Origin of the sequence: Pseudoduganella lutea (assembly GCF_004209755.1) — a bacterium.
GTDB classification, from domain to species: Bacteria; Pseudomonadota; Gammaproteobacteria; order Burkholderiales; family Burkholderiaceae_D; genus Rugamonas; species Rugamonas lutea.
In genome coordinates this window covers 1,074,923-1,092,704 of sequence record NZ_CP035913.1, presented here as the reverse complement: position 1 = coordinate 1,092,704, position 17,782 = coordinate 1,074,923, and the positions used below count along the sequence as shown (strand labels likewise).

The 17,782-nt window shown below is 64.5% G+C and carries 16 protein-coding genes; 7 read left to right on the top strand and 9 right to left on the bottom strand.

Features of this window, described 5'->3' with window-relative positions; translation table 11 throughout:
* Nucleotides 1–7: 7 nt before the first annotated feature.
* Nucleotides 8–547, bottom strand: a complete 540-nt coding sequence (locus EWM63_RS04605) for a c-type cytochrome (RefSeq protein WP_229487729.1) — start codon at nt 545–547, stop codon at nt 8–10.
* Nucleotides 534–1,826 (bottom strand): sulfite dehydrogenase, encoded by a 1,293-nt coding sequence (soxC, locus tag EWM63_RS04600; protein WP_130185485.1) that lies wholly within the window; start codon nt 1,824–1,826, stop codon nt 534–536. The genes EWM63_RS04605 and soxC overlap by 14 nt, the downstream gene beginning before the upstream one ends.
* A gap of 684 nt (nt 1,827–2,510) precedes the next feature.
* Between soxC and EWM63_RS04595 the strand changes: the two genes are divergently transcribed.
* Nucleotides 2,511–3,881 (top strand): NCS2 family permease, encoded by a 1,371-nt coding sequence (locus EWM63_RS04595; protein WP_207221311.1) that lies wholly within the window; start codon nt 2,511–2,513, stop codon nt 3,879–3,881.
* Nucleotides 3,882–3,935: 54 nt separating this feature from the next.
* Here the strand turns inward: EWM63_RS04595 and EWM63_RS04590 are convergent, their stop codons facing one another.
* The 3 genes from EWM63_RS04590 to EWM63_RS04580 form a co-directional block, all read right to left on the bottom strand.
* Complete coding sequence (locus EWM63_RS04590; protein WP_165390752.1) at nt 3,936–6,386, bottom strand: 3'-5' exonuclease; 2,451 nt, start codon at nt 6,384–6,386, stop codon at nt 3,936–3,938.
* A gap of 147 nt (nt 6,387–6,533) precedes the next feature.
* Complete coding sequence (locus EWM63_RS32265; RefSeq protein ID WP_229487728.1) at nt 6,534–7,172, bottom strand: PEP-CTERM sorting domain-containing protein; 639 nt, start codon at nt 7,170–7,172, stop codon at nt 6,534–6,536.
* A gap of 76 nt (nt 7,173–7,248) precedes the next feature.
* Nucleotides 7,249–7,884, bottom strand: coding sequence for a class I SAM-dependent rRNA methyltransferase (locus EWM63_RS04580; protein WP_130185482.1), 636 nt, complete (start codon nt 7,882–7,884; stop codon nt 7,249–7,251).
* A 207-nt stretch (nt 7,885–8,091) separates the two neighbouring features.
* Here EWM63_RS04580 and EWM63_RS04575 point away from each other — a divergent pair, with 207 nt between their 5' ends.
* Complete coding sequence (locus EWM63_RS04575) at nt 8,092–8,715, top strand: exopolysaccharide biosynthesis protein (protein WP_130185481.1); 624 nt, start codon at nt 8,092–8,094, stop codon at nt 8,713–8,715.
* Between the two features lie 109 nt (nt 8,716–8,824).
* Nucleotides 8,825–11,200 carry a calcium-binding protein gene (locus EWM63_RS04570; protein ID WP_130185480.1) on the top strand — a complete coding sequence of 792 codons (2,376 nt, stop codon included), beginning with the start codon at nt 8,825–8,827 and terminating at the stop codon, nt 11,198–11,200.
* 189 nt (nt 11,201–11,389) lie between these two features.
* Here the strand turns inward: EWM63_RS04570 and EWM63_RS04565 are convergent, their stop codons facing one another.
* From EWM63_RS04565 to EWM63_RS04555, 3 genes are all read right to left on the bottom strand, one after another.
* Nucleotides 11,390–11,635 carry a hypothetical protein gene (locus EWM63_RS04565; protein ID WP_130185479.1) on the bottom strand — a complete coding sequence of 82 codons (246 nt, stop codon included), beginning with the start codon at nt 11,633–11,635 and terminating at the stop codon, nt 11,390–11,392.
* 21 nt (nt 11,636–11,656) lie between these two features.
* A complete protein-coding gene (locus EWM63_RS04560; protein WP_130185478.1) occupies nt 11,657–12,262 on the bottom strand; it encodes a hypothetical protein in 606 nt (201 codons plus the stop codon).
* A 104-nt stretch (nt 12,263–12,366) separates the two neighbouring features.
* The gene (locus EWM63_RS04555) at nt 12,367–13,758 is read right to left on the bottom strand and encodes an MgtC/SapB family protein (RefSeq protein WP_130185477.1); all 1,392 of its coding nucleotides are present in this window, start codon (nt 13,756–13,758) and stop codon (nt 12,367–12,369) included.
* Nucleotides 13,759–13,875: 117 nt separating this feature from the next.
* Here EWM63_RS04555 and EWM63_RS04550 point away from each other — a divergent pair, with 117 nt between their 5' ends.
* Nucleotides 13,876–14,496: a hypothetical protein gene (locus EWM63_RS04550; RefSeq protein WP_130185476.1), complete on the top strand. Its 621-nt coding sequence runs from the start codon at nt 13,876–13,878 to the stop codon at nt 14,494–14,496.
* Nucleotides 14,497–14,747: 251 nt separating this feature from the next.
* Nucleotides 14,748–15,362 (top strand): hypothetical protein, encoded by a 615-nt coding sequence (locus tag EWM63_RS04545; RefSeq protein WP_130185475.1) that lies wholly within the window; start codon nt 14,748–14,750, stop codon nt 15,360–15,362.
* A gap of 362 nt (nt 15,363–15,724) precedes the next feature.
* Here the strand turns inward: EWM63_RS04545 and EWM63_RS04540 are convergent, their stop codons facing one another.
* The gene (locus EWM63_RS04540; RefSeq protein WP_229487727.1) at nt 15,725–15,970 is read right to left on the bottom strand and encodes a hypothetical protein; all 246 of its coding nucleotides are present in this window, start codon (nt 15,968–15,970) and stop codon (nt 15,725–15,727) included.
* Nucleotides 15,971–16,174: 204 nt separating this feature from the next.
* Between EWM63_RS04540 and EWM63_RS04535 the strand changes: the two genes are divergently transcribed.
* Nucleotides 16,175–16,891 carry a phosphatase PAP2 family protein gene (locus EWM63_RS04535; RefSeq protein ID WP_130185474.1) on the top strand — a complete coding sequence of 239 codons (717 nt, stop codon included), beginning with the start codon at nt 16,175–16,177 and terminating at the stop codon, nt 16,889–16,891.
* The gene (locus EWM63_RS04530; RefSeq protein WP_130185473.1) at nt 16,891–17,778 is read left to right on the top strand and encodes a diacylglycerol/lipid kinase family protein; all 888 of its coding nucleotides are present in this window, start codon (nt 16,891–16,893) and stop codon (nt 17,776–17,778) included. The genes EWM63_RS04535 and EWM63_RS04530 overlap by 1 nt, the downstream gene beginning before the upstream one ends.
* Nucleotides 17,779–17,782: the final 4 nt, after the last annotated feature.

The window sequence follows — 17,782 nt, the reverse complement described above, 5'->3', positions numbered from 1 at the left end:
GCCCGGCTTATTTGACCACTGCCCGGAACCCGTCCCGGTTCGGCATTTTTATCGCGGCCAGCGATGTCGCATCGAGTACCGCATCGGCGCCAACGATCCCGTTCAGGTGCAGCGTATAGGCGGTCACCGCATACACCTCGTCGGCGGTCAGCGATTGCGGGCTGTCCGGCGGCATGGCGCGCCGGATGTAGTCGAACAGCGTGGGCGCATAGGGCCAGTAACTGCCCACGGTCAGTACCGGTGCCTTCGTTGCCAGCGTGCCCTGGCCTCCGGCCAGCCGTGGTGCGATGCCTTTTTCGCCCTTCGCGCCATGGCAGGCCAGACAGCGCGATTCGTAGAGCGCCTGGCCCCGGGCCACCGTGCCCGAGCCGGCCGGCAAGCCGGTGCCATCGGCGCGCACGTCGATGTCCCAGGCGCGCACCTGTTCCGCAGTGGGTGTCGTGCCGAGCCCCAGCCGCTGCGCCGGCGCCACCGGCGTGCAGGCCGCCAGCGCCATGGCAGCTGCGGCCACCATGGCAAGCGATGTGAACACCTTAGACGTGGACATTGCCGACCTCGCCATTCGATGCCACTTGCCAGCTCTGGATGGCGTTGTAGTGGTAGGCCGAGTTCTGGCCATCGCTTGCGAGCAGCGCGGAACGTGTAGGCTGCACGTTCCCGCCTTCGTCCACGCCGCGGCTTTGCAGGATCGCTTCCTGGCCCGTCCACACCCACGGGAAGCGAAAGCGCGTCAATGCCCGGCTTTGCACCGGTCCGTCCAGCGCCGCTGCCCCCCAGTGGCGCCCGCCGTCCACCGAGACGTCCACCCGGGTGATGCGGCCATGCCCGCTCCACGCCAGGCCGGTGATTTCACGGAATCCGTGGCCCTCGAGCACCTGGCGCGCCGATGGCGCGGTGATCACCGATTTCACGCCCATGGGGAAGGTGAACAGGCGCGCCGTGCCGTCCGGCATCAGGTCCGTGTATTTCGCGGTTTCCTCGCGCGTGTGGAACGGCGCATCGCCCACCTTCAGGCGGCGCAGCCACTTGATGCTCATGTTGCCTTCGAAGCCCGGCAGCAGCAGGCGCAAGGGATAGCCTTGTTCCGGGCGCAGCATCTCGCCATTCTGACCATAGACCAGCAGCGCATCGTCGAGCGCCTTGGCCAGCGGCACGCTGCGCGTCATTGCCGCGGCGTCCGCGCCCTCGGCCAGCACCCAGCGGGCCGAGGGCAGCAGGCCCGCTTCGGCCAGCACGTCGGCCAGCCGCACGCCGGTCCATTCGGCGCCGCTGATCAGGCCGTGGATGTCCTGCACGCTGCCTTTGCCGGGCGCCTTGAATTCCGCCATGCTGTTGCCGGAACATTCGATGAAATGGCTGCGCGACACGGCGGGAAAGCGCAGCAGCGCCTTCATGTCCAGCAACAGCGGCCTTTCGACGAGGCCGTGCACCATCAGCCGGTGCTGCGCAGGGTCGATCGGCGGCACGCCGGCGTGATGGCGTTCGAAGAACAGGCCATTCGGGGTAATGGTGCCGAACAGGCTTTGCAAGGGCGTGCGGGTGGCGGTGGGGAAGGGCGGCGGCGTGTCGGGCAGCTTGCGCAGCACGTGCTGTTCAAACGGCGACGGCACGCCATAAGCGGGATTCAGGAAGCCGGCGCCGGGCTCGCGCATCCACCGAGGTACGTTCGGCGGCAGGTTGTCCGATGTTGCCGCCTGCACGGCGCCAGGCAAGGCGGCCGCACCGCCGGCGGCGGCCAGCGAGGCCACGGCGCCACGCGCCATGAAGCGGCGCCTGCGCAGTGATTCTGGTGCCAGCGCACCGGGTTCCGCTCGATCGTCGTCCATCCGAACCTTTCCATCACGATGGTAGAGCTGGCAATTCTGCGCTGGCGCGAAAGGCCCGGTCAATGGATCGGCTAGACCAAGTTCAGATAAGCTCATGCGCTTCGCGCATGCCGCGGCATCGCAGCGCTTCCTCGCCGCCTGACGGCATTTCGCGGATTCGCAAACCGGCCGAAGTGCTGGACGTCCAGCCATTCCTGGCAGGTATCACAATTTTTCGCCGGTGCTGTTGCGCGGGTACCACGAATCCTCACTGAACGGCGCACGCAGTCACATTACGATGCCGCACCTGCGCTGATGCATAGTTGTCATGAACGGCAGGGCAGCGGACTCGGGTTGGCATGCGCGACGCATGACCCGGCGATGCTTGAAAAAATCGGCTGGCGTGGCCGGGCAGGGGCGTGCGGGTGCTTGTTGCTCCTGCAAGCATGCTTAAAGGTTTAGAAACACCGGGGCCATGCACTGCAGTTAGGCGCTAACAATAGGCTTTAGTTTATGGCAACAACGCAGCCTGCCCGCAAATGCAATACGTTAATCGATATAACTGATATGCATGAAAGACATATACGGTGGGCAGCCCAGGCCCTAAGCTTTGACAGTTACTTCATAACGACGAGACACCCCGACGACGCCATGCGGCAGAGTCGGCGGGTATATACAGGAGCAGCCGCCATGTCCCAGCCTCAAATGCGCGTCGAGCGCGACAACAGTCTCACGCCCCCGCCTGCCGCTACCGGCAAATTAGACCAGTATTTCCAGATATCGGCGCGCGGCAGCACGCCACGGCGTGAAGTCGTTGCCGGTGTGACCACCTTCATGGCCATGGTGTATTCCGTGTTCGTGGTGCCGGGCATGCTGGGCAAGGCCGGCTTCGACGTCAACGCCGTGTTCATCGCCGTGTGCCTGACCGCCGCCTTCGGCTCGCTGCTGATGGGCTTCTGGGCCAAGCTGCCGATCGCGGTGGGTTGCGCCATTTCCCTGACTGCCTTTACCGCGTTCGACCTGGTGCTGGGCAAAGGCCTGTCGCCGGCCATCGCCCTGGGCGCCGTCTTCCTGATGGGGCTGATCTTCACGGCGATTTCCGTGACCGGTGTGCGCTCGTGGATCCTGCAGAACCTGCCGGCCGGCGTGGCGCACGGTACTGGCGTGGGCATCGGCCTGTTCCTGCTGATGATCGCGTCGAACGACGTGGGCCTCGTGGTCAAGAATGCGCATGCCGGCCTGCCGGTTGCGCTGGGCAATATCACGTCGTTCCCGGTCGTCATGACCATCATCGGCCTGGCCGCCATCTTCGGCATCGAGCAGCGCCGCGTACCCGGCGGTATCCTGCTGGTCGTGATCGCCATTTCCGGCGTCGGCCTCGCCTTCGATCCGAATGTGCGCTTCACGGGTGTCTTCTCGTGGCCGCAGCTGAGCGCTCCGGGCCAGGCTTCCCTGATCGGCTCGATGGATCTGCAGGGCGCGCTCAGCATGGCTGTGCTGCCCAGCATCCTGGCGCTGGTCATGACCGCCGTGTTCGATGCCACCGGTACCATCCGTGCCGTGGCCGGCCAGGCTGGCCAGGTGGATTCGAAAGGCTACATCCATAACGGCGGCAAGGCCCTGACGGCCGATTCCGTGAGCTCGATCTTCTCCGGCCTGGTCGGCGGCGCGCCTGCCGCGGCCTACATCGAATCCGGTGTCGGCACCGCCGCCGGCGCCAAGACGGGCCTGACCGCGGTGGTCGTCGGCCTGCTGTTCCTGGCGCTGATCTTCTTCTCGCCGCTGGCTGGCCTGGTGCCGTCGTATGCCACGGCACCGGCGCTGATGTATGTCGGCCTGCTGATGCTGGGCGGCGTGGCCCACATGAGCATGGACGACAAGATGGATACGCTGGCTGGCCTGGTATGCGCCGTGTTTATCCTGCTGAGCTGCAATATCGCCACCGGCATCATGCTGGGCTTCTGCACCCTGGTGATCGGCCGCGTGGTTGCCGGCGAATGGCGCAAGCTGAACGTTGGTACCGTCAGCATCGCCGTCGCACTGGCCGTGTTCTACGCGGGTGGCTGGGCGATCTGATTCCAGTCGGATTCCTGCAAAAAGGGCAGCGCTTTGCGCTGCCCTTTTTTGTTTTTACACCGGCCGCCCACCTTCGATCCACTCCTTGAACGGCTCCGGCGATTGCCCCGGCACCAGGAAGAACACCTTCCGCGTGCCATCCCAGTGCGCCCCCAGCTTCCTGGCCCTGGCCCAGTCATCGCCATTGGCCCTGAATTCGATACGCGCCGGCGCCGCCTGGCGCTGGCCGTTGCGCGTGAGCGCCAGCTCGGCGCGCGACCGGTTGCGGTCGATCTGCATGCGGTCCACGAAGGGACTGCGCAGGGTGGCATCGCTTGGACAAACGAGTGTGAGCGCCGAGATGGCGCGTGTGATCGCCACATAGAACAGGTTCTCTTCCTCGGCGCGGTCGGCCCGCGCAAACGGGAACTCGTCCACCTCGAGGAAGGGCAGGATCACGTGACCGAACTCCTTGCCCTTGGCGTTGCGAACGCAGTCGAGCTGCACGCAGTTCTTCTGGCGCGCGCGCGATCCATAGCGGTCCGCCGTGGCGATCCATTCCGAAAACTCGCGCAGGTTCAGCCGCAAGTCTTCGGCAGCCTTGATGAACCCGGCAATCGACCTGCGCACCACGCGGGCCTCGTGCGCGTGCACGTACAGGCGCTTGGCCAGCGCCTCGATATCCATCAGCACGCAGATGTGGCGCAGCACGTCGTGGGCGGGCGCGTCGGGCCCCGCATCGCGCATGTAGGCGATCACCCTGGCCATGCGCTGTTTAACGTCGCCCGCCACAACCTGGTCGAGCTTGGATAGCAAGGTCAGCAGATGATTGCGCAGCATGTTCAGCAAGGTCTGCGCATCGACGACCAGGACACTGCGTTCCAGGTAGCCGATGAGCGTATTCACGTCCTCGTCGACGTGCGCCAGCGCGCGCATGAGGGCCGTGTCACCGTGGCTTTCTTCTTCCGATCGGATGAATTCCAGCAGGCTGCCGAGCTGCTGGCGCATGGCGCCCAGCACCAGGTCGGGCGCCTGGCTGCGCGACGCGTCGATGAGCGCATCGATTACGCGCGCAACGCGATCCCGCACGTCCTTCGACCCCCGCTGGTCGACGCGGCCGGTGAACAGCCAGGTCAGGGCTACCGGTTCGTCGATCACGGCCTGCCGCATCTGGTCAACGTTGTCGTCGCGCGTGAAGCTTACTTCGGCGAAGGTTGCCACGGCGTCGAAGATGGGGCCCCGCCTGGCCTTGTCCGTGGCGGCGAAGTCGTCGAGCGCAATGGCGATCATGCCCCGCAAGAACAGGATCTCTTCACGATCGAGGTAGCGCGGCATCTCCAGCGTGCGGTAGGCGAGGCCGGCCTGCATCAGGGAGTTTTCGATGTCGATCGCCTGGTACGGTTCGCGAACGAGGATCGTGCAGTCTTCCGCCGCCTTGCCCGCTTTCGTCCACAGCCGCACGGTTTCCACGACCCGTTCCGCGCAGCTCGCGCCGCCGGGACCGTAGTCGACCTCGCGAATGTCGGTGCGCAGGTCGAGCACCGAGTCGGCCGCCTTGTTCTTGAACGCGCCCGCCGCATACGCCAGGTGGGGGCCGTGGCGGAAACTGTACGTCAGCGAATAGGTCGCGGTTGCCGGGAACGCGGCCACGAAGCGGCTGCGCATGAATTCGTCGCTGGCGCCCAGGCGCGAGTGGATCACCTGGTCGATGTCGCCGGCACCGATGAAATACGTGTAGTCCGGCACGATCATGTGCAGCAGCAGGTGGAACGATGCTTCGTTGAGATCATGCAGCTCGTCGCACAGGATGATGCGCGGGCGCGGCAATTCCTGGCGCAGTTCGGGATCGCCGTCGAGCATGCACGCCAGGTCATAGGTCGCATCGAACGGGCCGCGAAATTGCACGCGGTCCCGTGAGCGCAGGCGCAGGTGCTCGTACTCCGTGATCGTCAGCGCGGTGGAGATGCCCACGCTCAGCGCATCGCTGATCTCGTCCTCGCCAAGGCCGTCGAGATCGGCCTGCAGGCGCAACGTTGCCTTCAGTTCCAGCTGCGTGTGGAAGAACTGGCTCAGCCCCGCGGTCGACGTGTCGGACACCAGGTAGTCGATCTTTCCGGCGTACTTGTCGCTGGCATTCTGGAGCGCTTCATCCACATACGGCTTCAGTTCCTTGATGTGGCGGATCTGCGGCACCGGGCGCTGTTCAAGCGTTTCCAGCGCGTCGATCGAGAACTGCTCGAACGTGGCCACACGCAGCCGTGCCGCCGTGGCGGCCGGGATGCCGACTTCCACCAGCCGGCGTTGCAGCACATCGCGGGCTTCCTGCGTGAACGTGAGCGTGAGGATATGCTCCGGCGGCAGGCCACGAGCGATCGCTTCACCGATGCGCAGCGCGAGGGTCGTGGTCTTCGCGGCCCCGGCATTGGCCCGGATGACGACGGTCTTGTCCCGCGACAGCTGGATCGCGACCTGCTCGTCGGTGGGGCGGATGGTCTGGGGGGCGAAACGGGGGGCTTCCTGGGTCATGACATGCCTGCGATGAGAATTGATCGTCGCCGGCACCTTGTTTCCTGAAGCCGGGGAAGGGATTCTATCGTTTCCCCGCGCCGGTCCGGAAAAGATCGCCCCGCAAGCCTGGCCCGGCATGCGGGGCGTCGATTCAACGCCGCGTCATCAAGCCTTGCGGCGCTTCACGGCGGTCAGCAGGCCGAGGCCCGCAAGCAGCATCGCATAGGTGCCTGGTTCCGGCACTGCCGCGGTAACGCCCGTCAAGGTCATTGCGCCAAGGCGGACCGTGCAGCAATCGGTCTGGTCGGTGGTGATCACGACCTGGCCGTCGGCAAAGATGCCCAGTTCCGCACCGCTGAAGCTGTAGCTCCAGGCCTCGGGCCCCGTGGACCAGCAGAACGATGCCATATCCGCGCAGCTGGCGATCAGGATGCCATCCGCATAGACCGAATGCACGGATGTCGAAGTGATCTCGCTGTTACCGAATGTGCCGTCGATCCGGGCGGAGAGGATTGTTTCGTTGGCTGGAACGCTGAAGGTGAACATACCGACGGTTTCGACGCCATTGGCACCGGTTCCACTAAATTCCGGCAAGGAGTCCGAGAATGTTCCTGCATGGCTGGCGGAAGCCACGACGAGTCCGGCGAAAACAGCGGCGATACGGTTGAAAAGTCGATGCTTGATCATTTTATTCCCGATTGTCCTGGAGTTTGAAGGCAAGATGTCGTGGATGCTTGCCGGCTCCTGTGCCGGCGGGCAGCGCAGGCCGCCACACCCGGCGGGAATATAGCGCGCGAGATTCATCCGGATTCTCACGAACGGTAACAAAATGAAAATATTTTTTTGAAACTTTTTCGTGCCGTGGCAAAGCGACCGGTCGTTACCGCGGGTAGATGAAACCAGTCCGGATATCCATCGGGACGACCCGGTTTCCATCCTTGACCATCAGGCGTTGCGGCGGTTCCACCCCGGCCAGCGCGCGGGCGAAGACAGGCAATCCTTCCCCCTTGCGCACGAGCGCGTCGCACCGTTCATACACGTTGGGGCATTCCGTTACCTTCAGCAGCGCCTGTACCACGGCCACCTTCCACAGGTCGACCGCCCCGGCATTGAACTGGCACACCAGGTATCCGGTGGGGCCGCCATAACTGTGCACCAGCAAGCCCGGCAGGCCGTCCTTCTCGCCATCGACCAGTTGCACCAGTGCCAGCGGATCGGCGCCACGCAGCGCCTGGGCACGGCGTTCCACGGCGGCCTGCACGCGCCGCTTCATCATGGCGTGGTCGACCGGCTCGTCTTCGCGCAGTGTCCACACGCGGGCCACGATCTGCGACTTGGCGTTGTAGGCCGCCCGGGCCAGGAACTGGCGCGATGACGACTGCACGATCGCCGTGGCGCCGGGTTTGTTGCGCTCCTGCGGCTTGCCGTCGACTTTTTCGACGGCGGAGGCGTAGATCCATGGGTCGCCGGCCAGCAGGCCTTTTTCCTTACCCTGTTTGATGGTGATGATGAGCATATGGGGCTTTCTTGAACAGGGTCGGGATGATACAGCAAGCCGGTACGGTGCCGGCGGCCCGTACCGGCATCAAAAGATACCGTTATTCACCGACTGACGGGTGTCCACTGCGCAGTCCGGTCGCTATACTGTCGCAGCGCCGCGCCAGCGGTGCGCGAGCCCCGATCGGCATCCGCCGGAATCCACCAACCAAATGAAGAATACGCAATGCAAAGTGACTCCATCTCACAGCGAATCCGCGCGCTGGTCCGCTCCCTGCCGCCCACCGGCATCACGCTGAGCGAACTGATACACCGTGTCGGCGACGACGGTCTGCTGCTCCTGACCGCGCTGCTCACGCTCGTGTTCCTGATTCCCGTGTCGATTCCCGGTGTCAGCACCGTGTTCGGCGCGGCGATCCTGTTGATCGGCCTGAGCCGTCTGTTCCAGCGCGAGCTGTGGATTCCCGCCCGGTTGAAGCACAAGACGATCGGCACGAGAAAGCTGCGGCCGGTGCTGCGCAAGGCCTTGCCCTGGCTGCAGAAGATCGAACGCGTGAGCCGCCCGAACCGTATCAGCTGGCTGGTGGCAAAAGGGCCTGTCGAGCGCATGAACGATGCGTCGCTGATCCTGGGTGCCGTGCTGTTGATGATGCCGTTCGGCATGATTCCGTTCAGTAACACCATTCCCGCCGTCGCGGTCCTGTTCCTGGCGATCGGCCTTCTTCAACGCGATGGCGTGTGCGTATTGCTGGGCTATATCAGCAATGTTGCCACCATCGTGTATTTCGGTGTGCTCATCACGGGCGGCGGTCTGGCAGCCCGCGAGGCTTTTACCCGCCTCACCTCCTGAGAAACCGAAATCCGGAGATACCCTGGAAAATTGCCATTAAATAGTTATCTTTGAATAACAAAAGTTGCTATCATCTATATCCTTATAATATCCATAACTTAGGGAAAAGATGGCAATCAAACAGGGTACCAATGGCGCTAACCGGCTGGCGGGCGACAAGCCGGGCGATATTCTCGTCGGCCGCAACGGCGACGATCTCTACGATGTCTCCGCCAAAGGCGTGACGATCAGGGAAAAGGCAGGCGAAGGCAACGACTCGGTGCTCACCGCGCTGGTCAGCTACACCCTGGCGGCCAACGTGGAGAACCTGTATTACCAGGGCACGGACGGCGCCACGCTTGTCGGTAACGCATCCGCAAACCAGATCGTGGGCGGTATCGGCAACGACAAGCTCGATGGCGGCAATGGCAATGACACGCTGTGGGGCATCAATGGCAACGACACCCTGCTGGGCGGCTCGGGGGACGACCGGCTCATCATGGTCGCTGGCAGCGCCATGGTGCAGGGCGGGGCGGGCGAAGACTCGTTGCTCGTTTCCGAAGCGTTCGGAAACTACACGCGCGTGCGCACCGGCGCCACGAGCGTGCGGCTGACCAGCACCGTTACCGGCGCCGTGATCGAGGCGCAGGATGTCGAATTCATTTCGTTCAACAAGGTGGTTTATTCGCTGGCCGACGTACTGCCTGGCACGCCTTCCCCGTGGAACGACAAGGTCAATTCATCCGCGCACAATACGACGCTGGAAGCGGGCACTGGCGACGATCTCTACGTGGTGCGCCACGATGACGTTGCCATCATCGAGACCGCCAAGGGAGGCAAGGATATTGTCGAGGCCGATCGCACGTACACCCTTGGCAACAACATCGAAAACCTCATCCTGACCGGCACCGGCAATACGAACGGCTACGGCAATGCGCTGGACAATGTTTTGACCGGCAACGCCGGCGCCAACCTGCTCGATGGCCGTGCCGGCAAGGACGCGATGGCCGGCGGCGCGGGCGACGACGCCTATGTCGTCGACGACAAGGGCGACGTGGTCGTCGAGAATGTCGCGGACAAGGGCGTCGATACCGTGTATACGTCGCTGTCCAGCTACACGCTCGGGGCCGGGGTGGAGCAGGTGATCGCGTCCGGGCCCGATGGTTTCAAGGGCAATTTCACCGGCATCGGCAATGCCCTCGACAACTTCCTGCAGGGCGCGGATGGCAATGACAAGCTGAGCGGCAATGACGGCAGCGATTCGCTGAATGGCCGTGCCGGCAATGACAGCCTGTCGGGTGGCCTGGGCGACGATCACCTGATGCCCGGGAGCGGCAGCGACACGGTGGACGGCGGCGCCGGCAATGACCACCTTCACCTGGACGGCACGCTGGCCGATTACGAAAAAGTCCGCGTCAACGCCACCGACCTGCGCCTGACCAGCAAGATCACGGGCGATACCGTGCTGGTGCGCAATGTGGAATCGTTCTGGTTCGATGGCAAATACCAGTCGCTGGCGGACGTGCAATTCAACATGGTCTCGTCCGGCAAGGACACGCTTGCCAGTACGAAGGACGGCGACATCCTGGCCGGCGGTGCCGGCGACGATGTCTACCTGGTCGCGCATGATGCCGTTTCGATCACCGAAGTGGCGAAGGGCGGCACCGATACCGTGCGGGCCGCCGTCGACTTCACGCTGGGCGCCAACATCGAGAAACTGGAACTGACGGGCGACGCGCTGGAAGGCCGGGGCAATGGCCTGAACAACACGCTGACCGGCAATGCCGGGGATAACTTCCTCAATGGACTCGAAGGTGCGGACACGATGATCGGCGGCGCCGGCGACGACACCTACCAGGTCGACAACGCCGGCGACAAGGTCGTGGACACGGCAGGCTACGATTGGGTCTTCACGTCGACGGCAATCTACCGTCTCGGTACCGGTATCGAAGCGCTTGGCTTCCGTGGCACGGGTGACTTTCAGGGCACGGGCAATGACCTGGACAACGACATCGGCGGCTGGACGGGCAACGACAAGCTGCTCGGTGGCGGCGGCGACGACTCGCTGAACGGCTGGGGCGGTGCCGATACGCTCACCGGTGGTACCGGCAGCGATGATTTCTTCATCTGGCAAGACGGGGCGGACACCATTGCCGACTTCAAGTCGGGTGTCGATCGCGTGGTGGTGAATGTGCACGGCAAGCCCGTGGGCGATGGCGACATGATCGTCGAGGCTGGTGACGTGATGATCGTGTCCGACAATGCCAAGACATTGACCGCCGCGGACGCCGCCGCCGTGATCGGTACTGCGAAAGCCGCTTATGCCGAAGGCGATACCAGGCTGTTCGTGGTGGATAACGGCACCTCGACCGGCGTGTTCCTGTTCGAGTCGGCCGACACGGATGCCACCGTGTCCGCGGGTGAACTGGTGCTGCTGGCAACCCTGACGGGCGTGAAGGAAACGACGCTGGGCGATTTCAGCTTCGGCAGCGCCGACATCGCGTAAGCAAAGGCGGGCACGGCGCTGGCCGTGCCCGCTGCCTCCATCACGTTCCGCGCCGGCGCACATGCCGGCGTAATCGAACGGGAACGCGCCGGCACTGGCAAAACGCGCCATTGATGGTCACGGCAGCAGGTGCCTGGGAGCGTGCCGCTACGAGCAGCAGCGGCGCGAAAGGTAGCGATCAGGCAGCGATCAGGAAGCGGGCTTGTCGCCCGTGGGTTCGCTCTCGCAATCGTGGGCCTCGTGCGCCTCACGCCGGTCGGTCGCGCGGCGCTGTTCGGGCTCGTCGAGCACCCGGCGGATGACCTGCTTCGGCACGCCGTCGCGCGCCATCACCAGCGCGGCCTGGTAGCGGCTGATGTTCGGCATCAGTTCCACGGTGGCGTCGACGGCTTCGGCCACCGGTTCGTTCGGCTGGGTTCGACGTTCATTCTGCATGGCTCACCTCCAGCCGCCAGCTTACACGGACGCCCCCGCACCGGACAACCGGAACGTCGCCGCGCGCCGTTGTGCACGCCGGGCCATGCATGCGGCGCCCGCCGAGACGGGCAGGCCGGCCAGGAAGAGCGCCCACGCGGCCGGCGCCGGCACGGCTGAAATCGTGAACGTCGTTTCGGGCGTCCACGAATACGCCCACTCGTCGAAACTGCCCGGCCGGTAGCTGAAACCGAACTCGCGGTCGCCGGAAATATAGTAGTGGCCGCCGCCCACCCATCCTTCCGGGTCGCTGCCGCCCTGGCCGGCGGAAAAGGACAGCACGCCGGCCGCGTAGGAAAAAGACTCCATGCCGCAGTGCCAGTACGCGTTGCTCTGGCTTTCGCAGGCCACGAAATCATAGCCTTCCAGCATGAAGGAGAGGACCTCGGCCCTGACGATGGCGCCGTCGCCATCGCTGTCGTGGGCGGCAAAGCTGCCGGTCAGCTTGCGGTCCGGGATGAACGCGCCCGTGACCGAATGGTGGAAGCCCTGGTACGCGAAGGTCCAGGTCGCGGCATGGCCGGGAAGGGCGCATGCGACCAGCGTGGCAGCACAGAGAAACTGTCCCAGGATCGGTCTCGACAGCATGGCAACCTCCGCGAACGTGGCATGAGATTTTCAGTCTAGGACGGCTTTGCGGCGACCGCGAGCAGCGATTTAACAGACTTGTCGGCAGTCAATGCCGTCCTGCTTCACGGCAGGGCGAGGCCGGCCGTGCGGCGGGTGGCAAACGGCGCAGGCTGGAGCGTGGTCAGTTCGGGCAAGTGCTCCGTCACGAAGCGGGCGAGCGGCTCGCCCAGCAGGAGCCCGGCCAGGCCCACGGTGGCAATCACGCCCATCGCCACGGCAATCGACAGCACGAAGCGGCGGTTCGGCACGCGCAGCACGAACGGCAGGTTGATCGCCACGCTGGCCAGCGATGCGAGAATCGCGCCCGTGGCCGCCACGTCGAGGGCGAGCTTGCCCTCGGCCGCCAGGCTGGCCGCCGCGGCCACGGCGCTGGCGCTCGACACGGTGCCGCCGATCACGCTCACCACGTAGAAGCCCACGTTGCCGAAGTACTTTTGCGTGAGCACGCCAACGATGTGCAGCACCAGGAAGATCAGGCCGTATTTCAGCGCGCTCCACAACGAGAACGGCAGCACGATCTGGTTTTCTTCCGTGTCGGCCGCCTGCGTTGCGGATTCGGACGGGTGGCGCCGCACGAACACGAAGAAAGCCGTGGCCGCCAGCATCGCGGCGAACGCGCCGATCCCGGCCACCGCCACGGCGGGGGCCAGCAGCGCCAGGATCACGGCGTTGCGCATCACCATGGCCACGGTGGCCAGCAGGATGCCGCGATAGGCCGCCGCCGCGACCGCGCCCACCGCGCTCGCGCTGACGCGCGAGGCCAGTTCGTTGACCGTCACGCTGCTGTTGACCAGGCCGCCGAGGAAACCGGCGATCGTCACGCCGCGCGCGCCGAATGCCTTCCACAGCACGTAGTTGACGAAGCCGATGCCGGCGATGAGGATCACCGTGGCCCAGGCCGCGCGCGGCTGGATCAGGCCCATCGGCCCGATGCTCCCGGTGGGCAGGGCGGGATAGATGACGATCGCCAGGATCGCCAGCAGCAGCGCGGAGCGCAGCTCGCGCTCGGTGAGGCCGATCGAGAAGCCTTGCAGGATGTCCTTCCATGCGAGCAGCGCGGTCGATGACACCATGATCGCGGCCGGCGTCAGCGTGTGGCCCTTGCCGCACATGATGCCGGCCACGCAGGTGACCAGCATGGCGGCGGACGTGGTCAGCTCCGTGCCCTCGTGGGTGCGCATGTCCTGCAGGTTGAGGAAGATGGTCAGCAGCCCGGTCAGGCACAGCACGATATAGGCATAGGTATCGCCCAGCGACGCGCCGACGGCACCGAGTACCGCGATGAAGCCGAAGGTGCGCAGGCCCGCTTCCTTCTTGCGCCGTTCCCGTTCCAGGCCGATCAGCAGCCCGAGCGCCAGCGCCAGCGCAAAGCGGGTCAGCATTTCAAGGTAGGGCCAGTCCGTGACAGGGTGGATTACCGCTGGCACGGCCGGCAGGGCGGAAATCAAACTCATGAGCCGACTCTAACGCCGATCGCCCCGCACCGCCCACACATTTTGGAGCGCGGCAATCCTGTGCGGCGAAAAAATCCATTGGGCTAAGATGAACTTTCGTATAACACAGGAGGCATCATGCAGAACGACAAGGACAACAGCGAAAGGCTCGCGCAGCCACCGATCCACACGCACCTGCCGGACACGGTGCCGCCCGAGGATGTGAAGAAGATCGTGGGCGACCCGGTGCCGCACGGCGCCGACTACAATTCGCCACCGCCGCAAGGGGCCGGCAAATCCCTGGGGGGCAGCATTGATGATGCGGTGGGCGGCCCCGGCCTGGGCGCCGCGCCCGTGCCGCAAGGTGTCGGTGCCACCCGGCGCGACCAGGACAGCCGCGCTGTCGACGAGCACATGGGCTCTATGCAGCAAGGAAATGGCGGCAATGCGCAGTCGGCGGGCGAGTCGGCAGGCAACGCGCAGTCGGCAGGCAACGCGGGCGGGGCGCCGGCCGGCGGCAAGCAGTCGGCGTCGTCTGGTAACACGCAGCGCGACGACAGTGCGCGCTCCGAAGGCCTTCTGCCAAGCCAGGGTGAGGAAGATGGCCGCTACGCCGTGGCGGAAGAAGTCAGCCTCGACCAGCAGTCCGACAGCGCGCGGCGCGTCGGCAGCATGGAAGAAGCGGCCAAGGGACCGCATGGCGACCAGCTGGCGGACGCGGTATCGCGCTCGCTGGGCAAGGACAGCGGCAAGTCGTAAGCCGTTGAACGGCGGGCCGGCGCGATGCCGGCCCTGTCGGATCGCCGGTCCATCCCTCGGCACATGCGCGATTTTGCACTGCCGATAACACTTTTGCGGCATGTGCCTCGCGCGGGAGCAAACGCGCAGACTTTTTCCCGTGACTTTTAAGATGCGTCAAATCTCCTGCTGAGCATTACCCTGCCGGCTCTGCCTATACTGCGGAGTATTGCGCAACGCATCGTGTGTTGCCTTACGTCAGGGAGAATTCCATGCGCCAGGATCCGCTTTTAGCCAGTATCGGCGGCATGCTGCGCCGGTTCAAGTGCGCCGAAGCATGGCTGTGCAGGGCCGGCCTGCCAGTGTTCCTGGCACGCGTGCCTATATGGCTGCTGTGCCTGCAATACTGCATGATGATGCGCGGCAAAACGGTGCGCATTTCCCGCATTGCCGAACGCATCGTGGGCTGGCTGCAAACGATCACCCGGCTCTCGCAGGACGAACAGGCCTGCACCGAGCTGATCGACATCGACAGCGGCATGCGCAACGATATCGAGTCGACCAAGCGTACGCTCCTGCAGTTGCGCGAGCTGTGCGTGGATGTGGGTGGCATGTTCCACAGCATCGGCTTCGAATCCGCCATGCTCGAGACCACGCAGGAAAACTTCCTGGCCGTCGTCGATGAGTCCTGCATCACCGCCGCCACGTTGCAGCGCGCGCTGGAAATGCATGACGTGCGCGCGCTGGCCCTGCTGCGCGAGATGGCGGATGCCGACCGGGCCCACTCAGCGAGGGCGGATGTCGGTGGGGTTGATGACGATCGGGGCGATGACGATCGGGCGTACAGGGAGCCAAGGCTTGAGCGCCTGAATCACGCCGGGACGTGACCACCGGCACGGCTGCCGGTTGCATGCCTGCGGCCATCAACTTGCGCGATGGGTGAAGAGGGGCCATCGCGCCTGCCGCGGCATGCCGGTCACGTCCGCCGTGATCTTTCGCGCACTTGCGCACGTATCGTACTGATCGCTACCGATTGGTACCGATTGGTACCGATCGCTCCGGACGCACGAAATTGCGGTAAATCGTACTCAATCGCCTTCCATCAAATTGCGTCGCATCGGATCGCTTTCGACCGCTCCCGAGAGCGCCTGATCGTACTTGATCGCACCAGCAAACCATGCACGGTGCACCGGGCGCGTTAAACCGTACTCAAGGAGTCGTGGCGATTGTGCGACACTGCACAGAAGAATTACTGTGCTTTGGACAAGATCAACAGCCAGCGCCCGAACAGCAGGATCTCGATATGGCCGGGTTGCACGCCGGTGTCGCATTCAATCACAGGATTGACCGGATAGAAACGCTTGCGGAAGTCGCGGCAAACCAGCATCTCGCGCCTGCCGAAACGCACCAGGAAAGACGTTGGGGCGTACTCGAGTCCGAAACGCGATTCGAAACGCGATGGGAGGCGGCGAGGGTCGATGTCCATGATTGCCATGAGGTTTCCTTAACGAAAAAAGGATCGAATAAACAATGGCTTGCAACGGGATTCCTGCCTGGCGCCATCGATGGTCGGGTACGACGATCTGGTGCTGCCCGGTGCTGCCTACTGGATACAAGCTTAACATAACTACTGTACAAAAACACAGGGCTGTATGAAAAAACAGGTTTTTCCATCAACCGTTGCAAGCACGCGAATCCGATGAACGAGACCCACTTTTCGAAGCTGCTGCGCTTCATCGGGGCCCGCCTGACACCGGGCGGAGAATTTGGATTGCACCTCACCGCCGGGCTGGCGCTGCTGGTGGCGACCGTGTCCATGTTCCGCGAAATCGCCGAGGCGGTAGGCGAGCAGGACGATATCGCCGTGTTCGACGTGCAGGTGGCGCAGTGGTTCAATACCCATGCATTCGAGCCGCTGACGACCGTCATGCTGGGCATTACCCATCTGCATGGCATCGTCGGCATGTCGGTGGCATCCACGCTGCTGGCCGCATGGTTCTGGCGCAAGGAGGCGCCCTACTGGCTGTTGTCCGTGCTGATCGTGGCACCCGGCGGCATGCTCATCAATGTGCTGTTGAAGAACACGTACGCGCGGCCCCGGCCCATGTTCGATGAACCGCTTCTCACGCTGGCAACCTACAGCTTCCCCAGTGGTCACACGGCCGCCTCCACGCTGTTCTATGGCCTGATCGCCTGCTACATCATCGCCACGTCGCCCAGCTGGCGCCGTCGTGTCGGCGCCGCGCTGTTCGCCACCGTGATGGTGCTGCTGGTGGCGTTCAGCCGCGTCTATCTCGGCGCGCATTACGTCTCCGACGTGATCGCGGCAATGGCCTACAGTACCGGCTGGCTGGCGGTCTGCATCGCGGCCGTGTCGACGCTGCGGCGCCGCCGCGCCGGGCGCCGGGATCAGTAATGACGCCGGTGACGGTGATCGTCAACGCGGGTGCGGGGCAGGGCTATCGGGGCGAGTGGGCCGCCATGCTGCGCGACAGGTTCGCGGCAGTGGGCCTCGAGGCGGATGTGACACTGGCCGGCAGCGGCCAGGAAATGATCGACGTGGCGCGCGAGGCCGTCGACGATGGCGCAAAGGTCGTGGTGGCGGGCGGTGGCGATGGCACGCTGAATGCCGTGGCTTCGGTGGTCGTGGACAGCCCGGCCGCGTTCGGTGTGCTGCCGCTGGGTACGCTGAACCATTTCGCCAGGGACCTGGGCGTTCCGCTGGCGCTCGACGATGCCATCGCCACGATCGCGCATGGCCGGCCCATGGCCGTGGACGTGGGCGAAGTCAACGGGCGCATCTTCCTGAACAATTCGAGCCTGGGCCTGTATCCGGACATCGTGCGCGATCGCGTGAAGCAGCAGCGCCGCCTGGGCCGCGGCAAGTGGCTGGCATTCTGCTGGGCCAGTCTGTCGGCACTGCACCGCTTTCCATTCCTCAGCTTGCGGCTGCATGTGCACGGTAGCGAGCATGCGCGGCGCACCCCTTTCGTCTTCATCGGCAATAATGCCTACACGATGGAGGGATTCAATATCGGCGAACGCACGCGGCTCGACTGCGGGCAGCTGAGCCTCTATATGGCGCAACGGCCGACACGCTTCGGCCTCGTGCGGCTGGCCTGCCATGCGCTGGCCGGGCGGCTGGCGCAGGCCCGCGATTTCGACATGTTGCTGGCTGAAGACCTGACGATCCATACCCGGCGCAAGCTGGTGCGCGTCGCCACCGATGGCGAGGTGTCACTGATGGCGCCGCCGCTCAACTACCGTTCGCGCCCCGGCGCGCTGACGGTCATCGTACCCTAGGAGA